The organism is Xylanibacter brevis P6B11 (assembly GCF_000621825.1).
GTDB classification, from domain to species: domain Bacteria; phylum Bacteroidota; class Bacteroidia; order Bacteroidales; family Bacteroidaceae; genus Prevotella; species Prevotella brevis.
The window spans coordinates 49,987-69,287 of the sequence record NZ_JHXG01000013.1 but is presented as its reverse complement, the minus strand read 5'-3'; the positions used below and the strand labels follow the sequence as shown (position 1 = coordinate 69,287).

15 protein-coding genes are annotated in these 19,301 nt (G+C 47.2%); 6 read left to right on the top strand and 9 right to left on the bottom strand.

Annotated elements, in window-relative coordinates:
• The first annotated feature begins 223 nt into the window (after window positions 1-223).
• The 5 genes from T496_RS0108660 to T496_RS0108640 are packed head-to-tail and all read left to right on the top strand — an operon-like array spanning window position 224 to window position 6,049.
• Window positions 224-1,519 carry a TolC family protein gene (locus T496_RS0108660; RefSeq protein WP_027450411.1) on the top strand — a complete coding sequence of 432 codons (1,296 nt, stop codon included), beginning with the start codon at window positions 224-226 and terminating at the stop codon, window positions 1,517-1,519.
• A gap of 4 nt (window positions 1,520-1,523) precedes the next feature.
• Window positions 1,524-2,414, top strand: a complete 891-nt coding sequence (locus T496_RS0108655) for an HlyD family secretion protein (RefSeq protein ID WP_027450410.1) — start codon at window positions 1,524-1,526, stop codon at window positions 2,412-2,414.
• Window positions 2,411-3,877, top strand: a complete 1,467-nt coding sequence (locus tag T496_RS0108650) for an ATP-binding cassette domain-containing protein (protein WP_027450409.1) — start codon at window positions 2,411-2,413, stop codon at window positions 3,875-3,877. The genes T496_RS0108655 and T496_RS0108650 overlap by 4 nt, the downstream gene beginning before the upstream one ends.
• Window positions 3,878-3,902: 25 nt before the next feature.
• Entirely contained in the window at window positions 3,903-5,003 is a 1,101-nt protein-coding gene (locus T496_RS0108645; protein ID WP_027450408.1) for an ABC transporter permease, read from the top strand.
• A gap of 5 nt (window positions 5,004-5,008) precedes the next feature.
• Window positions 5,009-6,049, top strand: a complete 1,041-nt coding sequence (locus T496_RS0108640) for an ABC transporter permease (RefSeq protein ID WP_027450407.1) — start codon at window positions 5,009-5,011, stop codon at window positions 6,047-6,049.
• Between the two features lies 1 nt (window position 6,050).
• Here the strand turns inward: T496_RS0108640 and mnmE are convergent, their stop codons facing one another.
• The 9 genes from mnmE to T496_RS0108595 all read right to left on the bottom strand — a co-directional run bounded on the left by mnmE (window position 6,051) and on the right by T496_RS0108595 (window position 16,196).
• The gene (gene mnmE / locus T496_RS0108635; RefSeq protein WP_044109290.1) at window positions 6,051-7,385 is read right to left on the bottom strand and encodes a tRNA uridine-5-carboxymethylaminomethyl(34) synthesis GTPase MnmE; all 1,335 of its coding nucleotides are present in this window, start codon (window positions 7,383-7,385) and stop codon (window positions 6,051-6,053) included.
• An 18-nt stretch (window positions 7,386-7,403) separates the two neighbouring features.
• Complete coding sequence (locus T496_RS0108630; protein ID WP_027450405.1) at window positions 7,404-8,438, bottom strand: threonine aldolase family protein; 1,035 nt, start codon at window positions 8,436-8,438, stop codon at window positions 7,404-7,406.
• Window positions 8,439-8,463: 25 nt separating this feature from the next.
• On the bottom strand, window positions 8,464-9,339 hold the full coding sequence (locus T496_RS0108625; protein ID WP_027450404.1) for a nucleoside phosphorylase: 876 nt from the start codon (window positions 9,337-9,339) through the stop codon (window positions 8,464-8,466).
• Between the two features lie 20 nt (window positions 9,340-9,359).
• Window positions 9,360-10,418 (bottom strand): hypothetical protein, encoded by a 1,059-nt coding sequence (locus T496_RS0108620; protein WP_155808783.1) that lies wholly within the window; start codon window positions 10,416-10,418, stop codon window positions 9,360-9,362.
• Window positions 10,419-10,497: 79 nt separating this feature from the next.
• Window positions 10,498-11,247: a tRNA 2-thiocytidine biosynthesis TtcA family protein gene (locus T496_RS0108615; RefSeq protein ID WP_027450402.1), complete on the bottom strand. Its 750-nt coding sequence runs from the start codon at window positions 11,245-11,247 to the stop codon at window positions 10,498-10,500.
• A gap of 7 nt (window positions 11,248-11,254) precedes the next feature.
• Window positions 11,255-11,623 (bottom strand): DMT family protein, encoded by a 369-nt coding sequence (locus T496_RS0108610; protein WP_027450401.1) that lies wholly within the window; start codon window positions 11,621-11,623, stop codon window positions 11,255-11,257.
• A gap of 113 nt (window positions 11,624-11,736) precedes the next feature.
• Window positions 11,737-14,118 (bottom strand): bifunctional dihydroorotate dehydrogenase B NAD binding subunit/NADPH-dependent glutamate synthase, encoded by a 2,382-nt coding sequence (locus T496_RS0108605; protein ID WP_027450400.1) that lies wholly within the window; start codon window positions 14,116-14,118, stop codon window positions 11,737-11,739.
• A 142-nt stretch (window positions 14,119-14,260) separates the two neighbouring features.
• The gene (gene serS / locus T496_RS0108600) at window positions 14,261-15,580 is read right to left on the bottom strand and encodes a serine--tRNA ligase (protein ID WP_027450399.1); all 1,320 of its coding nucleotides are present in this window, start codon (window positions 15,578-15,580) and stop codon (window positions 14,261-14,263) included.
• 7 nt (window positions 15,581-15,587) lie between these two features.
• Window positions 15,588-16,196 (bottom strand): riboflavin synthase, encoded by a 609-nt coding sequence (locus tag T496_RS0108595; RefSeq protein WP_027450398.1) that lies wholly within the window; start codon window positions 16,194-16,196, stop codon window positions 15,588-15,590.
• 323 nt (window positions 16,197-16,519) lie between these two features.
• Between T496_RS0108595 and T496_RS0108590 the strand changes: the two genes are divergently transcribed.
• Window positions 16,520-18,919 (top strand): glycoside hydrolase family 2 TIM barrel-domain containing protein, encoded by a 2,400-nt coding sequence (locus T496_RS0108590; protein WP_027450397.1) that lies wholly within the window; start codon window positions 16,520-16,522, stop codon window positions 18,917-18,919.
• The last annotated feature ends 382 nt before the right edge of the window (window positions 18,920-19,301 follow it).

Here is a 19,301-nt window from a genome sequence, read left to right as displayed (position 1 = left end):
GTTGGCAAAGATACGAATAAGCGAGCGAAAAACCAAATTTTATTTGAGTTTTTTCGAGCGTGAGTATCTTCGAGTGTAGTCTTCAAAGATAATAATTTTCTGCAAAATAATGTTCTATTTTTATATTAATCGAACAAAAAGAACATTTTTGCATTCCTGCGGATAACGCCACGTTGAGAAAAACATCGTACATTTGCATTTGGAATTCAATGACAATAAAAATATGAAGAAATTAGTTTTAAGTTTGACAATGTTGCCGATGCTGGCTCAGGGACAGACATTGGACGATTGTCAGCAGGCTGCAGAGAAGAATTACCCGTTGATACAGCAGTATGGTCTCATCGAGAAGACCACCCAGTTGACGGTTGCCAACATCCAGAAGGGGTGGCTACCGCAAGTGTCGGCTCAGGCACAGGCCACGTATCAGAGTGATGTGACGGCGTGGCCCAGTGAGATGAAAGCGATGATGAGCGGTATGGGCATCGACATGAGAGGACTGACGAAGGATCAGTACCGAGTGGGTATCGATGTGCAGCAGACTATCTACGACGGTGGTGTCATAGGCAGTCAGAAGCGTATAGCCCGTGAACAGGGCAAGGTGCAGGCGGCACAGAACGAAGTCAATATTTATAATGTCCGCAAGCGTGTGAATGAGATGTATTTCGGGCTGTTGCTGATTGACGAACAAATCAAGTTGAACACTGACCTGCAGACTTTGTTGGCAGGCAACGAACGCAAACTGGAGTTGATGACCAAGCGCGGAACAGCAGCCGAAAGCGATCTGCAGAGTGTGAAGGCAGAGCGACTGAATGCGGTGCAGAAGGGCACTGAGCTGGTATCGCAGAAACAGATGCTACAACGCATGCTGAGCACTTTTTGTGGTATCGAGATCAACAACATACAGAAGCCACAAGTGAAGGCAGACGGCGGAGGGCTGATGTCTGAAGGCAGAGGGCTGATGGCTGAAAACCATCGTCCGGAGCTGAAGGTGCTGGATGCACAGATAAGTGTGCTGAATGCTCAAGAGAAGGCACTCAACGCAGCACTGATGCCGAAGGTGGGTGTGTTTGCACAGGGCTTCTATGGTTATCCGGGGCTGAATATGTTCGAAGACATGATGCGCCACAAATGGAGCCTGAATGGCCTCGTCGGTGCAAGGGTGACATGGACTATCGGTGCCCTCTATACCCGCAAGAACGACAAGGCAAAACTGCAGTTGCAGCGTGATATGACGGAGAGCAGTCGAGAGGTGTTCCTCTTCAATAATAACCTGGAACAGATTCAGCAGCACGAGAACATAGCACGCTACCAGAAACTGATGGCCCACGACGGGGAGATTATCTCGCTGCGACAGGCTGTGAGAAAGGCGGCAGAATCGAAGCTGGCACATGGCATCATCGACGTGAACGATCTGGTGCGCGAGATTAATCAGGAGAATGCGGCTTGCGTACAACAGTCGGTACACGAGATTGAGATGCTGAAAGAGATATACGATAACAAATATACGACAAATAATTAAAGATATGCAAAAGATATATGTATTGGCAGGTGCAGCACTGATAATGGCAGCCTGCGGAGGAAGTGAGAAAGACTACGATGCAACAGGTACGTTCGAGGCTATCGAGACGACCGTGTTCGCAGAACAGAGTGGGGCATTGCTGTCGTTCGATGTGAACGAGGGTGACATGATTGAGGCAGCTCGACAGGTGGGGCTCATTGATACCACACAGACGTGGCTGAAGATTCAGCAGATGGATGCTACGAAAGCGGTTTATCAGAGTCAGAAGCCCGATATGGAACGCCAGATAGCAGCTACGCGCCAGCAGTTGGCTAAGGCTCAGCAAGACGAGCAGCGCTACCGTGAGTTGGTGGCTGACGGGGCTGCTCCCTCGAAGATGCTCGACGATGCCACGAGTCTGGTGAAGGTGCTGCAGAAGCAACTGGATGCGCAGATATCATCGCTCAACACTCAACTCTCAACACTCAACTCTCAACTTTCGACTGCTGAGGTTCAGAAGGCACAGTTGCAGGATATGTTACAAAAGTGTCACATCATGACTCCCACAAAGGGTACTGTGCTCGAGAAATATGTGGAGCGTGGTGAATTTGTGAGTGTGGGTAAACCGTTGTTTAAGATAGCCGATACTGAGTCAATGCACCTGCGTGCCTACGTCACTTCTGCCCAGTTGCAGAACATCAAGATTGGTCAACAGGTAAAGGTGTTTGCCGACTACGGTGATGGTCAACGCAAAGAGTATGCAGGCACCATCAGTTGGATATCGTCTCGTTCGGAGTTTACACCCAAGACTATCTTTACTGATGACGAACGTGCCGACCTGGTGTATGCTGTCAAGGTGGCTATTAAAAACGACGGTTTCGTGAAGATTGGTATGTATGGCGAACTGAAGCTATGAACGCAATAGAGGTAAAGAACATCAGTAAATCGTACGGCAAGGTGCTGGCGCTCAGCGATGTGTCGTTTTCTGTCGGCCAGGGTGAGGTCTTCGGACTGATAGGCCCCGATGGAGCCGGCAAGACGTCGATGTTTCGCATCCTCTGTTCGCTGTTGCTGCCTGATGCTGGTACGGCGACGGTAGATGGCCACGATGTGGTGAAGCAGATGCGTGAGGTACGTAGTCGGGTAGGGTATATGCCAGGCAAGTTCTCGCTCTATCAGGATCTCACTATCGAGGAGAACTTGAACTTCTTTGCCACGCTATTCGGCACCACTGTTGACGAAGGCTACGACTCCATCAAAGCCATCTACTCGCAGATAGAACGCTTCAAAGACCGTAAGGCAGGGGCTCTCTCGGGAGGTATGAAGCAGAAGCTGGCGCTCTCGTGTGCATTGGTACATCAGCCGAGTGTACTCTTCCTCGACGAGCCCACCACGGGTGTCGATCCTGTGAGCCGCAAGGAGTTATGGGAGATGCTGCTCTTGTTGAAGGAACGTGGAATAACTATCTTGGCTTCAACGCCTTATCTTGATGAAGTTCGTTGCTGTGAGCGTGTCGCTTTTCTGGATCAGGGTAAGGTGCGCGGCATCGGTACTCCCGATGATATTCTCACCCAGTTTGCCAGTATCTTCAATCCGTCAGGCATCGAGGATGGTTCAAGGTTCAAGGTTCAAGGTTCAAGTGATAATGTCATAGAGGTGGAACATCTGGTGAAAGCCTTTGGCGATTTCCATGCCGTCGACGATATTTCATTCAGCGTTAAGAGGGGCGAGATATTCGGATTCCTGGGTGCCAACGGTGCCGGCAAGACGACGGCTATGCACATGTTGACAGGCCTGAACCAGCCCACCAGCGGAACGGGTAGGGTGGTAGGCTTTGACATCCGCACTGAATATGAGCAGATAAAGAAGCATATCGGTTATATGTCGCAGCGGTTCTCGCTCTACGAAGACTTGACTGTTGCCGAGAATATTCGTCTCTTTGCTGGTATCTACGGCATGAAACCCGACGAGGTGAAGCGTAAGATGGACGAGGTGCTGCGGCAGTTGAAGTTTGAAGACCATCGCGATGACTTGGTGGGTTCGTTGCCCTTAGGTTGGAAGCAGAAGCTGGCCTTCTCAGTCTCGATATTCCACGACCCAGGTGTGGTGTTCCTTGACGAACCCACGGGTGGTGTCGATCCCGCTACGCGCCGCCAGTTCTGGGAGCTCATCTACGACGCAGCCCATCGTGGCATCACGGTCTTTGTGACCACCCATTATATGGACGAGGCGGAGTATTGTGACCGTATCTCAATCATGGTGGACGGCAAGATCAGTGCACTGGGTACACCAGACGAACTGAAACAACGTTTCCACCAACCCGATATGGATCACGTGTTTACCTATTTGGCCCGCCAGGCAACTCGATCCTCTGATTAATGGTTAATGGTTAATGGATAATGAAATGAAACAGTTTATAGCATTTGTAATCAAGGAAACCAAGCATATTCTGCGCGACAAGCGTACGATGCTGATACTCTTCGGCATGCCTGTGGTGATGATGCTGCTTTTCGGCTTTGCCATCACCACTGATGTGAAGAATGTGCGCACGGTGGTAGTCACGTCAGAGATGTTGCCCCGTACGCAGCAGGCCGTAGAACGACTGGCACAATCGGAATATTTTGTCATCACGCAGACAGTGAACACCCCACGGGAAGCCGAACAACTCATTCGCAGTCAGAAGGCCGATATGAGCCTCACCCCCAGCCCCTCTCCAAAGGGCGAGGGGAGTAGTAACCTTCAGTGGCAAATCATGGTTGACGGTAGCGACCCCAATATGGCACAGCAATGGACCACCTATGCCCAAAGCATACTGTCTCAGCCAGTTGACGGCAAACACTATTCACTCCCCTCGCCCTTTGGAGAGGGGCTGGGGGTGAGGCTCCTCTACAACCCTCAGATGAAGTCGGCTTATAATTTCGTGCCTGCCATCATGGGTATGTTGTTGATGCTCATCTGTGCCATGATGACCTCGATTTCGATTGTCCGTGAGAAAGAGAAAGGTACGATGGAGGTGCTGTTGGTATCACCCGTGCGCCCCTTGATGGTGATTATAGCTAAGGCAGTGCCTTATCTGATACTGGCCTTTGGCATCCTCATCACCATCTTGTTGATGGCACGTTTTGTGTTGGGAGTACCGCTGGCTGGTTCGTTGTTCTGGATTCTGGCCGTGAGCACGCTCTATATTCTGCTGGCGCTCTCGCTGGGACTGCTCATTTCCAACGTGGCACAGACGCAACTTGTGGCCCTGCTGCTGTCAGCTATGGTGCTGTTGATGCCTGTGGTGATGCTGTCGGGCATGCTGTTTCCTGTTGAATCGATGCCAACTATCCTGCAATGGATATCGGCTATCGTGCCGCCACGCTATTATATTGAGACTATGCGCAAGTTGATGATTATGGGCGTGGGCATTGGCGAAGTGGCTCACGAGGTAGCTGTGCTGGCAGTTATGACGGTGGTGCTGCTCGCCATTGCGCTGAAGAAGTTTAATGTAAGATTGGAGTAACTGATATGACACTGAAATATCTCATACAAAAGGAGTTCCTGCAGATACGTCGTAATGCGTTTTTGCCGCGACTCATCGTAGCTTTTCCCATCATCATTATGTGTGTGATGCCGTGGGTGATGCAGATGGAAGTGAAGAACATCGTGGTGGATGTGGTGGACATTGACCACACCGTGGAGTCGCAGCGATTGGTACAGCAGATTGCTGCCTCCAACTACTTTATCTTCGGTGGACAGAAGGCTACCTATGCTGAAGCGGTAAAGGACATTGAAAAGGGTAGGGCAGATGTCATCCTCGAGATTCGTGATGGCAAGTATCTCATCGTTGCCAATGCCGTCAACGGCACCAAGGGCTCAATGGGCAGCGCCTATCTCTCACAGATCGTCACATCGCGTCAGCAAATTGTCAATTCTCAATTGTCAATTCTCAATTTGTACAACAAGGGCCAGAACTACAAACTCTTCATGATTCCGGCCCTCTTTGCCATTGTGATGATGCTGATGACGGGCTTCCTGCCCACACTCAACATCGTTGGCGAGAAAGAGGCAGGCACCATCGAACAGATCAACGTTACGCCCGTTTCCAAGTGGGCGTTCATCCTCGCCAAACTTATCCCTTACTGGCTCATTGCGCTGTTTGTCATCACCGTGTGCTTGTTGTTGGCGTGGCTCGTCTATGGCATCACGCCTGCTGGTCCCGTGTGGCTCATCTACGTGCTTGCCATGTTGCTGGCGCTGTTCTTCTCGTCGTTCGGACTCATCGTGTCCAACTACTCCGACACCATGCAGCAGGCCATGTTCGTGATGTGGTTCTTTGTAGTGAGCATCATGTTGCTCTCGGGACTATTCACCCCCACGCGCTCCATGCCCCAGTGGGCCTATCTTACCACCTATATCAACCCCATGCACTATTTCATCGATGCCATCCGCACCGTCTTTATCCGTGGAGGTGGACTGCACGAAACAGCCCACCAGGTCTTAGCCCTTGCGGGCATCGGCACACTGATGGGCTGTTGGGCTGTGCAGAGCTATAAGAAGAATAGTTAATCTATTTTCCCACGCAGAAGTTTTTGAAGATATTTCCTAAAACTTCGTTGGGGGTTATCTCGCCACCGGTAATCTCTGCTAAGAAGTCGAGAGCTTGACGAAGATCTTCACTTAGGAGGTCTCCACTTATTTGCATTTCAAGACCGTCGATGACACGCTGGATAGCCTCGTGTGCTCGAACGAGCGCATCGTAGTGCCGGGCATTGGTGATGATGACATCCGATTCTGAAGTTTTAGGAGCTGCAGCTATGAGTTGCTGCTTGAGAGCTTCAAGCCCAATTCCGAATTTTGCTTGGAACTTCTCGGTCTTATTTTCGATATTGATGACTGTTTGGTCATCACGTGTCTCTATATCGGGGTAGGGAACACCGGGTTCTGTCATTAATAAGATGATGCGTGCTCGTTGTGCAGCAGCTTTGGAACGCTCTATGCCAAGGTTCTCGATCTGATCATCGGTATGGCGGATGCCTGCGGTGTCAATGAAGCGGAACGTGACTCCTCCTAACTGAATCGTATCTTCTATTGCATCTCGTGTGGTTCCTTGGATATCGCTAACGATAGCACGCTCTTCTCCGAGCAGGGCGTTTAGCAGGGTGCTTTTCCCGACATTAGGAGCACCAACAATGGCTACAGGAATGCCGTTTTTCAGAGCATTGCCAGTTTGAAAAGTGTTTGCCAGATGTGTGATGTGATTGTCGATGTTTTGGGTGAGTTCTTGCAACTCCTTGCGGTCAGCAAACTCAAGGTCCTCGTGGTCGGAGAAATCAAGCTCGAGTTCAAGTAGCGAGGTGAGCTTCAGCAGTTGATCGCGCAGTTGGGCCAGCTTAGAGGAGAAATGTCCACGCAGTTGGCTCATGGCAATTTGGTGAGTAGCCTTATTGGTTGAGGCTATCAGGTCGGCTACGGCTTCGGCCTGTGAGAGGTCCATCTTGCCGTTGAGGTAGGCTCGTTGAGTGAATTCACCTGGACCTGCCTGCTGGCACCCGTTTTCTATTAGTAGGGCCAGAACCTTGTTTAAAATATAACTAGATCCGTGACAAGAGATTTCTGCGCAATCTTCGCCAGTATAGCTATGTGGTGCGCGGAAGATGCTGACAAGAACTTCGTCAATGATGTCTGTGCCATCTTTGATGTGGCCATAATGAATGGTATTTGGTTGTGTATCGCTGATATTCTTGCTAAATACATGAGAAAGAATCTCAAACATTTTGGGGCCTGAAATTCTTATGATTCCGATAGCACCACCTGTGGCTGTGGCAAGAGCGCAGATAGTAGAAACCTCCCTCAATCCCTCCGTAAAGAGGGGGGAAGGTGTGGAAGGATTGGGGGTGTTCATTTTGTATCGAATTAAATGCTATTTAAGTGAATGGAGGGCATTCTCAAGCGTTTGCATGTCTTCATCGGTGGTAGCCCAACTAGTGACGAAACGGCAGAGTGCGTGATTGGCATCGACGGGCTCCCATGTCTCGAAAAGTACATGAGACATGAGCTGTTGCTTTTGGTCGTTTGAAAGAACGACAAATTGTTGGTTGGTAGGAGAGTCCTTGATGTCAATGCCTGCTTTAGAGAACAGTTGACGAAGCTGCATGGCTTTCTGGATGGCGTGCTTGGATAGTTCGAAATACAAATTGTCAGTAAAGAGTGCATCGAACTGTACACCTGCCAAACGACTCTTGGCTAAAAGTGCTCCATGCTGCTTGATGATGTTAAAGAAATGGCGTGGGGAATTATGATGTGGGAAAACAACAGCCTCGCCACAAAGTGCACCTTGCTTAGTACCACCAATATAGAATACATCGCAGTGGTGTGCTAGCCAGGGCAGGTCGAAATCGCATTCATCTGACATAAGTCCATAACCCAGGCGAGCACCATCAATGAATAATGGTAGCTGGTACTCCTGGCAGAGGTTGTAAATGGCTTCTATCTCAGAGGCTTTGTAAATGGTGCCCAGTTCGGTTGGCATTGTTATGTAAACAATACCAGGGATGACCATGTGTTCGTAAGATGAGTCTGTGTAGAATCTGTCGTGGAAAGCACGAAGGTCCTCGGCTGTCATTTTGCCATCATGTGCAGGAAGGGTGATAACCTTATGTCCGAAGGCTTCCACGGCACCAGACTCGTGCACGTTGATATGTCCTGACTCTACGGCAATGACACCCTCATAGCCAGTTAGAACTCCATCGATGACTGTGGCGTTGGTTTGTGTGCCACCTACGAGGAAGAAGATGTCGGCATCGGGCGTCTGACATGCTTGGCGAATTTTCTTGCGTGCCTGCTGGCTCCATATATCAGAGCCGTAAGAAGAACTGCTGTTGTCGTTAGTCTCAATAAGACGACGGAGCACTAAAGGGTGTGCCCCGTTGTTGTAATCGCTTTCAAATGAAGTCATTATTTAGTTATCCGTTTATATATGATTAAATTCTATCCAGTACTTTCTGAATGAGTGTGTCTATTGAATTCTTATATTCTGTGTTCATTTCTTTTGCGTAGCGGTTAGCAATGACCATGCAACAAGTCATTGCTCGATGTCCAAGCAGCGAGGCGAGGCCTGCTAGGGCACTGGATTCCATCTCGAAATTGCAAATGTGCATACCTTCGTACTCGAAACTTTCAATTTTCTCGTTTTGTTGTGGATCGGCAATGTCGGCACGAAGCTGGCGTCCCTGAGGACCGTAGAAACCACCGCATGCCACGGTGTAGCCACGCACCATATCGTCTTGTGCAATCTGATTGATAAGCTCAGCGTCGGCTATGGCTACGTAGGGTGCACCCTTGATGGGGTCCCATTGCATGTGTTCACGGAATGCTTTTTCCATTGGAATGTCACAAACGACATTGCGTCCAGCATAGAAATTCAATAGACCATCGAAACCGATGCTCTTGACTGAGGCGACAAAACATCCGGTGGGTGTGAAGGGTTGCAGACCGCCACAGGTGCCGATGCGCACCATGGTGAGTGTGCGATGTTCGTCGCGTTCTTCGCGTGTGTTATAATCGATGTTAGCAAGCGTGTCGAGCTCGTTAACCACGATATCAATGTTGTCGCAACCAATACCGTGGCTCTGCACGGTGATGCGCTTGCCCTTATATGTGCCAGTGATGGTGTGGAACTCACGACTACTTACCTCGCACTCCATGGAGTCGAAATGGGCCGCTACGGTATCTACACGAGCAGGGTCGCCCACTAATATTACTTTGTCGGCCAGCTGTTCTGGCTTTAGGTGCAAATGGAAGCATGAACCATCGGCATTGATGATGAGTTCTGAAGGTGCAAATTTCTTCTTTTCCATAGTGATTAGTATTTATGTTTTTATTGTAGTAAGGTGTCGTTCTGTTCCGCTTTTTCCTTTTTGCGAATTTCCAGTTGCAACTGTTCTAACTCTTGTTCGCTTTTAAGAATCTCGGAGCGCAGTGTCTGTCGTTCGCTTTTATTAGCTCGAGCGTAGTAATTGCGTGCCATACGTAGTGCCTTATTGAGCACTTCTGCCTGATGTCGTAGGTCGTCGAGTTCGGATGAGAACTCGCTAATCACTTTTTGACGTGTGACATTTGCCGTCTGTCGTGCTTCGCGATAGCGATTGAGTGCAGTCTTTCGCAGGTTGGAGTTATCCCATGTTTTGGCAATGCAGTTGATATCTGCCAAAGCGCGGAGTTCAGTTTCGGAGTAAGCCTCCGATTGATATACTTGTCGTGTTTCATTAGGTATGAACACGTAGATGCATACTTTGCCTTGGGGCTGATGACGATCGGTGACGAAATATCCCAAATTATTGAACTCGTCGATGGCAAAGAAATAATCATTAGCGGTAGATGCAAAAGGCATACCAAGGTTTTCGGGTTTCAGAAATGTACCTTCACTACCGTCGTAACGAGTCACAAAGATGTCGTAGCCTCCAAGACTATTAGCACCCTTCTGTGAGAAATAAAGGGTGGTGCCATCGGGCATCATAAAAGGGTAGTTGGCTGATGCCTCTTTATTGATGCCTTTAGCTGCTACAGGAGTGGTCCAGGTGTTGCCAATATAATCGCTCACGCAAATATGTGAAATCGAGTCTTTGGCATCAAAAACAGTCGTCAGTCGAAAGTCTTTTAATTCATTGGTAAACTGCCCTAGATTATTGTTTTGTACCAATGTTCCACAATCTTTGGCAATAGGGATGAAACGCATAAAGTCGGCAGAGTCAACCACCAAACTGTCGATGAACATAATTTTTTGAGTGGCTTCCAGCATCTGGGCTATGCGTGGATCTTCTTGTACAATTTCAACTACTGGCTTCTTAGTGTTTTTCTTTGACTTTTTCTTCTGTGCATAAACACTAAAAGGCATCAGTAGGCCTAGAATAAATAGAATTGTTATATATCTTTTCATCTCTAATCCTCGTTTTAATAAACAAAGGTACAAATTAAAACCATACAAGGATATAAAGAGAATGGATTATTAACTGAATTTAAGAATTTTCAATTAGTTTTCCTTCTCTTACAAGTGCGTTCCAAAGGCTATGGCGTGTTTCAGGATTCATTTGCTCCACTTTGTCGTATAGATGCTTGATATTTGTTCGATTGCTCTCGTGCTCGAAGGGACATAGTTTGATTTGCTTCTGATAACCTCGCAGCTCAGCGTAGCGCTGAATGTCCGATTCTTTGATAAGACAGAGGGGGCGTATGATTTGCAGAGGCATCTTCTTCATTTGCAATAGTGCAGGCATCGTTCCAAATCGTCCTTCGTAGAATAGATTCATGAGTGCCGTGTGTAATATGTCGTCCTGATGGTGGCCTAAGGCTATTTTGTTGCATCCCAGCTCCTGTGCCAAATCAAAGATTTTCTTGCGGCGATACCATGAACAAAGAAAACAAGGCTGCTTTTGTTTCTTGATGTTTGCTTCTGTCGCATCACCTATTTCAAATCGAGTGGTGCATACGTGCAGTTTGACACCAAGTTCATCACAGAATTTCTGCAGGTAATCAGTTGACGTCTCATATTTTATATTCTCCATTCTCACATGAACGGCTTCAACCGCAAATCGTGGATGTTGTATTCTGGCTCGTTTAGCCAATAATTCCAACAAGCAAAGGGAATCCTTGCCACCCGAAAGGGCCACAAGGATATGATCGTCGTCGTTGATTAAATGATAGGTTGCAAACGCCTTTACGAATCGATCCTTTAATCGTTTTTCTAATACTTCTAATTCTGTTCGCATGAACCCTTTACTTCATAAAAACCAGATAGACAGCACAGATAATGAGAAGGAAGGCCAGAATATGGTTCCAATGCAAGTGGTCGCCTTGAAATAGTATGTTGGCTATGATAGCAAAGACTGCTAATGAGATACATTCTTGAACTACTTTCAACTGTACTAAAGAAAAGGGACCGCCATTGCCAATGAAGCCCATACGATTGGCAGGTACCTGACAACAATATTCAAGGAAAGCAATGCCCCACGAGAAGATGATAACGCCGATGAGTGGCCAGTTACTGCTGACGCCTGTTTCCTGAAGTTTTAAATGCCCATACCAAGCCAGCGTCATAAATACATTGCTCAATATAAGCAAAATAATTGTGTAAAATCCGTTCATAATTTAAGGTTATAAGAAGAGTGAAAAGTGAAAACCTTTTTCCGGAATGCATTCAACCGGGAGTTTTTCCACTTTTCACTCTTTACTATTGTTTAATTACTTGTTGCTTATCATTATTTACTTTGTAAATATGCGTCCATGTTCTGAGCAGCACGACGGCCGTCACCCATAGCAAGAATCACGGTAGCACCACCACGCACGATATCGCCACCCGCAAATATTTCTTTGCGTGAAGACTGCATCTCTTCTGAAACAGCGATAGTGTTCTTTCTTCCCAGTTCAAGTCCTACAATTGATTTCGGTACGAGTGGGTTGGGAGATACACCAACGGCCACAATAACCTGATCGACATCAAGGGTAACCGTCTTGCCCTCAACAGGAACAGGACTACGACGACCTGATGCATCAGGCTCACCCAGTTCCATTACCTGTAGCACAGCCTGCTTAACTGCACCCTGCTCATCGGCAATATATTCGATAGGATTATGCAAAGTAAGGAACTTGATGCCCTCTTCCTTGGCGTGCTTAACCTCCTCAAGGCGGGCAGGCATTTCAACTTCTGAACGGCGATAAACCAATGTGACATCTGCCCCCAGACGCTTGGCTGTACGGCAAGAGTCCATAGCGGTGTTACCACCACCCACTACGAGCACACTCTTGGCAGGATTCAGCGGCGTGTCGGTCTTAGGATTGGCTGCGTCCATCAGGTTTACGCGAGTGAGATACTCGTTGCTTGACATGATGTTGATAGAATTCTCGCCAGGGATATTCATGAAGTTGGGCAGACCAGCACCAGAACCTACAAAGATACCCTTAAAGCCTTGTGTCTCCAGTTGTTCCACGCTGATGGTTTTTCCAACGATGACGTCGGTCTGGAAATGAACACCCATCTTAGCCAGGTTTTCGATTTCCACATCTACAATCTTGTTGGGCAAGCGGAATTCAGGAATACCATATTTCAATACACCACCAATCTCATGAAGCGCTTCAAATACGTAAACATCGTATCCTTTTTTCACCATGTCGCCTGCAAAGCTCAGTCCGGCAGGACCAGAACCTACAACGGCAATCTTTATGCCGTTGGCAGGTGCTATCTCGGGCAAGCTGATGTTGCCGCTTTCGCGTTCGTAGTCGGCAGCAAAGCGCTCCAAATAGCCAATAGCAACAGGCTTTGAGTTCATCTTTAGATGGATACATTTGCTCTCACACTGCTTCTCTTGTGGACAAACGCGTCCGCAGACAGCGGGTAGGGCAGACGTGTTTTTCAGTACTTTGGCGGCTGCTAAGAACTGTCCTCGCTCGATGTTCTTGATAAACGATGGTATGTTGATGTTAACAGGACATCCCTCTACACAACTAGGTTTGGCACAGTCAAGACAGCGTTTAGCCTCCAGCATCGCCATCTCTTTCGTAAGGCCGATGTTCACTTCCTCAGTGCGAGTGGTGGCACGATAAACGGGATCAAGTTCGGGCATCACCACGCGCTCTATCTGTGTGCGTTCTTTTGGTTTCATGCTTTGCTGTAACTCCTTGCGCCAAGAAGCGTTACGATCGGTGAGTACCTCAATGGAATCTGAGCCCCCTAAGTTAGGGGGTTGGGGGTCTGAACCTGCGTCAGACTTTCCCTTGTTCAGACCCCTGTCGTCCCCTAACTTAGGGGACTCAGAGGAATCTAAGTGCTCCTCATAGTGAGCCAGTTCCTCTTGTTCTTCTTTTTTAAAGGTGCCCATACGCTTGAACATCTCGTCCCAATCGACGAGTGCTCCGTCAAACTCGGGACCATCGATGCACACGAACTTAGTCTTGCCACCGATGGTGAGACGGCAGGCACCACACATACCCGTACCGTCAACCATGATGGTGTTGAGCGATACTTCGCAGGGAATGTTATGCTTTTGAGCTGTTAAGTTTGAGAACTTCATCATGATTGGAGGACCAATGGCAAATATCTTGTCCACATGTTCCTGCTCAATGAATTTCTCTATACCAACGGTCACTACGCCTTTCTCGCCATAGCTACCATCGTCGGTCATAATGATGACTTCGTCAGAACTCTCACGTACCTTATCTTCTAATATAATTAAGTCTTTAGAACGTCCGGCCATCACAGAAAGAACGCGATTGCCTGCAGCCTTGAGCGCCTGGATGATTGGGAGCATTGGAGCTACACCGAGACCACCACCAGCACATACCACTGTGCCATAGTTCTCAATCTTGGTAGGATTGCCTAATGGACCAACAACATCCGTTACATAGTCACCCACGTTGAGGGCACAGAGTTTCTTAGATGAAAGACCCACCATCTGAACTACCAGCGTAATGGTACCCTTGTCAATGTTTGCACCTGCGATGGTCAGTGGCATGCGCTCACCATTCTTGCCTACGCGTACGATTACGAAGTTACCGGCTTTGCGGCTCTTCGCAATTAGCGGAGCTTCAATCTCGAAGAGAAAAACTTTCTCTGAGAATTGCTCTTTTCTGACGATTTTGTTCATTGCATTAATTCGTTAGCTTCAATTTGTTTGAATTTTGAATGCAAAGATAACAATTTGTTTTTAATTGGCCACGCTTTTTCGCAAAAAAAGATGCAAACAAATAGTTTTGCTTGCATCTTTCTTTTTGATATGTTGATTATAACTAATCAATTATATCGCATCCCATATAAGGTACGAGTGCAGCAGGAATCTTGATGCCGTTTTCGGTCTGATTGTTCTCAAGCAATGCAGCTACGATGCGTGGCAGAGCCAAGGCCGAGCCGTTCAGCGTGTGACAGAGTTCGGTCTTCTTTGTCTCGCTGTTGCGATAACGGCACTTCAAGCGGTTGGCCTGATAGGTGTCGAAGTTGGAAACAGACGATACCTCGAGCCAGCGGCCCTGAGCCTCAGAGTAAACCTCGAAGTCGTAGCAGATAGACGATGTGAACGACTGGTCGCCACCGCAGAGCAACAAGATACGATAGGGCAGTTCCAATTTCTGGAGCAGACCCTCTACATGAGCCAGCATCTCTTTGTGGCTCTCCTTTGAGTGCTCGGGCTTGTCGATGCGTACAATCTCAATCTTAGAGAACTCGTGCAGACGGTTCAAACCGCGAACGTCCTTACCATAAGAACCTGCCTCGCGACGGAAACACTCGGTGTATGCGCAGTTCTTGATAGGCAGATCTTTCTCGTCGAGAATCACGTCGCGGTAGATGTTTGTGACGGGTACCTCGGCAGTGGGGATGAGATAGAAGTCGTCAACTTCACAGTGGTACATCTGGCCTTCTTTGTCGGGCAGCTGTCCTGTGCCGTAGCCAGAAGCTGCATTTACTACTGTAGGAGGCATAATCTCGGTGTAACCACTCTTGCGAGCCTCATCGAGGAAGAAATTGATGAGTGCACGCTGCAGACGAGCACCTTTGCCGATGTAAACGGGGAAGCCGGCACCTGTAATTTTTACACCCAAATCGAAGTCGATGAGGTTGTATTTCTTAGCCAGTTCCCAGTGGGGCAGGGGATTGGCGATGCCCAGCGATGGGTTGACGTCCCAGTTGCCAACAGTGTCGTTGGCAGTGCACTCCTTGAGGTTGCTCTTTACCACGCGGTTGTCCTCGGCAGCAGCACCCTCAGGTACTTCATCGTAAGGTATGTTAGGAATCTGGCAAAGCAGGCGAGTCATCTCTTCCTGAGCCTGATTCATAGTTTCTTCCAGTTGCTTATTGGTTTCTTTCATCTTAGAAACCTGCTCTTTGATGGTATCAGCTTCAGCTTTCTTGCCTTCCTTCATCAATCCACCAATCTGTGCAGCCATCTTTTTTGCTTCCGACAGATTCTTGTCGAGCTCCTGTTGGGCCTCGCGACGCTGCTTGTCAACAGCCAAAACCTGATCGATAGCTTCTTTGGCTCCCTTGAAATGTTTTTTCTCCAAACCGCGAATCACGCGCTCGGTTTCCTCAGTAATGAGTTTCAGTGTAAGCATAATTATTTTATTTTTGTTTTAGTTCATTGAGACGGGCAATATACTTACCCAAAATATCAAATTCAAGATTGACAACGCTGCCTATCTTAATATCCTGGAAATTGGTATGTTCCAATGTGTAAGGAATGATTGCCACCTGGAATGAATGTGACGTAGGATTGCAAACCGTCAGCGAAACACCGTTGACCGTTACCGAACCCTTATCTACTGTAAAATAGCCATGAAGGGCCATTTCGCGGTTTTCAGGATAGTCGAATGTGAAATAGGTAGAACCATCAGCATCTTCCATGTTGATGCAAGTGGCCGTTTGGTCCACGTGTCCCTGAACGATATGACCGTCAAGTCGGCCATTCATAATCATTGAACGTTCTACGTTTACCTTGTCACCCACCTTCAGTAATCCCAAGTTGGTGCGATCGAGGGTCTCTTTCATGGCAGTAACCACATAGTTGTTGCCATCAATTTTTACTACCGTCAGACATACGCCATTATGAGCTACACTTTGGTCGATGCTCAACTCGTTAGTAAAAGAACAAGTGAGTGTGAAATCAATATTTTCCCTGTCGTGTTCAATGGCTACGACAGTGGCGAATTCTTCGATAATTCCTGAGAACATATTGCTTATTGTCCTTTCTTAAAAATAAAAATGGGGCCGTAAGGGTGATGTGATGAAAACTCCTTTGTTAAAAGATAAGGGCGCTCTCCGTCTTTGTAATCCATCGGCATTTCGAAAAAAGCTTGGTTAATGGCCCGCCATTGACAAGAGAAGACATCCCGAGTTTCAATGTTATTTGATGAGTATCCCGATCGAACCAATACGGCCCCGATGTCTTGTTTCTGGCTGCAAAGTTACTAAATAATTTAGAAATAGTGTACCTTTTCTAAAAAAAATATGTACCTTTGTCTTCGAAATAAATAACTGACTACTTAAAATAAACAATGAGAAAACTTCTTTTCTGCGCAGCAGCTTTATTATTTGCGTTATCATCTGTGGCACAACGTCGTATTTCATCCAGTCTTGATTTCGGTTGGCGCTTTATGGCGGGTGATGTTCCTGGTGCTTCTTCCGCCCAGTTTGATGATAGTCAATGGCGTATTATCAACGTCCCTCATGATTTTCAGATTGAACAGCCTTGGGTGGCACCTTCAGCAGATGAAAAGGCCGATAACGACGATCCTGCAGCCAATATTAAGAGCCGACTGTCGAGTCGCGGCTTCAAGGAGATGGGAACTGCCTGGTATCGCTATCATCTCACGCCTAATGACTCCTTGAAAAATCGCAGGATACTGCTCGATTTTGGCGGTATTATGTATGTTGGTGATGTTTTCTTAAATGGCGAGTATATAGGTGGAACGAACTATGGCTATGTGGGATTTGAAATTGATATCACCAATAAACTGAAGTTTAATCAGGATAATGTGATTGCTGTTAAAGCCGATACACGCGATCCCTTCAGCTCGCGCTGGTACACGGGTGGCGGATTGTTCCGACAAGTGCGCCTGATTAGCACTGCAAAAGAGGCCTTTTTACAACGCAATCCTTTGCGAATCGTAACGCATGACAACCGCTTCTCCACCATCTATGCAGAGGTGGCAATGATGGGTAAGGAGAAGGTACTGCCGATTGATGTTGTTATCAAGGATCCTAAGGGCAACTGCGTATACAGTGGTAAAACGGAAATTAAGCGTAATACACCCACACGTTTTGTAGAACAGAAAATAGCCGAAGTGGAGATTGCCAATGCAGAGTTGTGGGATTGCGAACATCCTAATCTCTATACAGTAGAGGTCGTGTTGCACAATGCCAAGGGAGATGTGCTAGATTCTTATAGCGAACATTTCGGATTTCGTACTATCGAGATTACGCCCGAGCATGGTTTGAAACTAAATGGTAAGAAGGTTCTTCTAAAGGGTTATGCTAACCATCATTCACTAGGCGCTTTGGGCGCTGCCGCCTATCCTCGCGCCATAGAGAAGCGTATTCAACTGATGAAGAAATATGGTATCAATCATATTCGTACTTCTCACAATCCCTATAGTCGCGAGTTTATTGAACTTTGTGACAAGTATGGCATCTTGGTTGTAGATGAGCTCTATGACAAATGGACACGCCAGCATACAGGCGGTCGAGTGGCTTTCGAAGAGCTATGGCAGCATGATGTGCCGGAATGGGTGAAACGTGATCGCAACTCTCCCAGTGTGGTGCTGTGGAGCTTAGGTAATGAGCTTCAGCAAGATCCAAATCAGCCCTTTAATGATTTTGGTGTCACCATGTATCAACTGATGAAGACATTGCTATTGCGCTACGATAGTACTCGTATGGTTACGGTTGCCATGCATCCCCGTTATCGCAATTGGAGTACAGATTCTTTGCCTTGTGAGCTGGCTATGAAAACCGATGTACAGGCATATAATTATAGGTATATGTATTTCCCAGGCGACGGACGTCGCTTTCCTTGGATGAAGTTTTATCAAAGTGAGGCATCTGTCTCTGCTATGGGACAGAACTACTTCGAGATGGATCTTGAGAAAGTTATAGGTTTGGCCTATTGGGGCGCCATTGACTATTTAGGCGAGAGTCAGGGATGGCCTGCAAAAGGTTGGAGTCAGGGTGTCTTTGATTTAGAACTAAACCCCAAACCAAAGGCTTACTACATGAAGAGTTTCTTCTGTCCTGACGAGCCTTTGGTTCATATCGGAGTGATAGAGAAAAAAGGTGATCAGATGTGGAATGGTGTGCAGACGGGTAATGATGGTATGAGCGACCACTGGAACCGTATTGCAGGACAACATCTTTCGCTGGTAACTTATACCAATGCCGATGAGGTAGAACTGCTTTTGAACGGTAAGAGTCTTGGCGTGAAGAAAAATGATGTAAAGAATGCCAAGATGCGTAACCAAATTCGTTGGAACGATATTGTTTATCAGCCTGGTAAGTTGGAAGCCATTGCCCGTACCAAAGGAAAAATTGTTGCTCGACACCAGATAGAAACGACAAAAGTTCTTGTTAGACTAAAGGCTGAATCGGATAATAACAACTGGAAGGCCGATGGCGTAGATCTGCAACATATTCGTATTACTGCTCTTGACGCAAAAGGTCGCCTCGTGCAGACAACAAATGAAGATGTGACTTTTACAGTAGATGGAAATGCGCAGATAGTAGGTGTTGTTAATGGTGACATCAACTCAGATGAACTACATGTTGACAATCATCGTCGTCTGTTCAATGGCTCTTGTACCGTTATACTTCGTTCAACTCGCGAGGCTGGTGTTATTACACTTAAAGCGCAGGCTGCAGGTATGAAACCTGTTGTGCTTAAGCTTTCAACAAAAGAGTGATTGGTCGTTGACCATTGACCATTGGACATTGACTATTGACCATCGGCCATTATCGCGTCCCTTCGGTTGCAAGCGAGCATAGGTGATTGGAATATTCTTGTCATTGCCAAGCGATGAAGTCGATGGGAACATTTAATAGCATTGGTTTTGCATTGCAAAAGCATTGTGATTGATGTTCAATAGTTATTGTTTAATCGCGTAAAACTGGCACTATTGGTTCGCTTCCAGACTCTAGAATTGCGTATTCCAGAGTCTGGAAGTTCTCGTTCTAGAGTCTGGATCTATTTGTTCTAGAGTCTAGAAATATGTTATCTAAAGTCTAGAGCTAAAGCAAGAGTTCTTGTCTTGGTTTCAGAAGGCTCTTCTTTAAGCCTGCAAGACG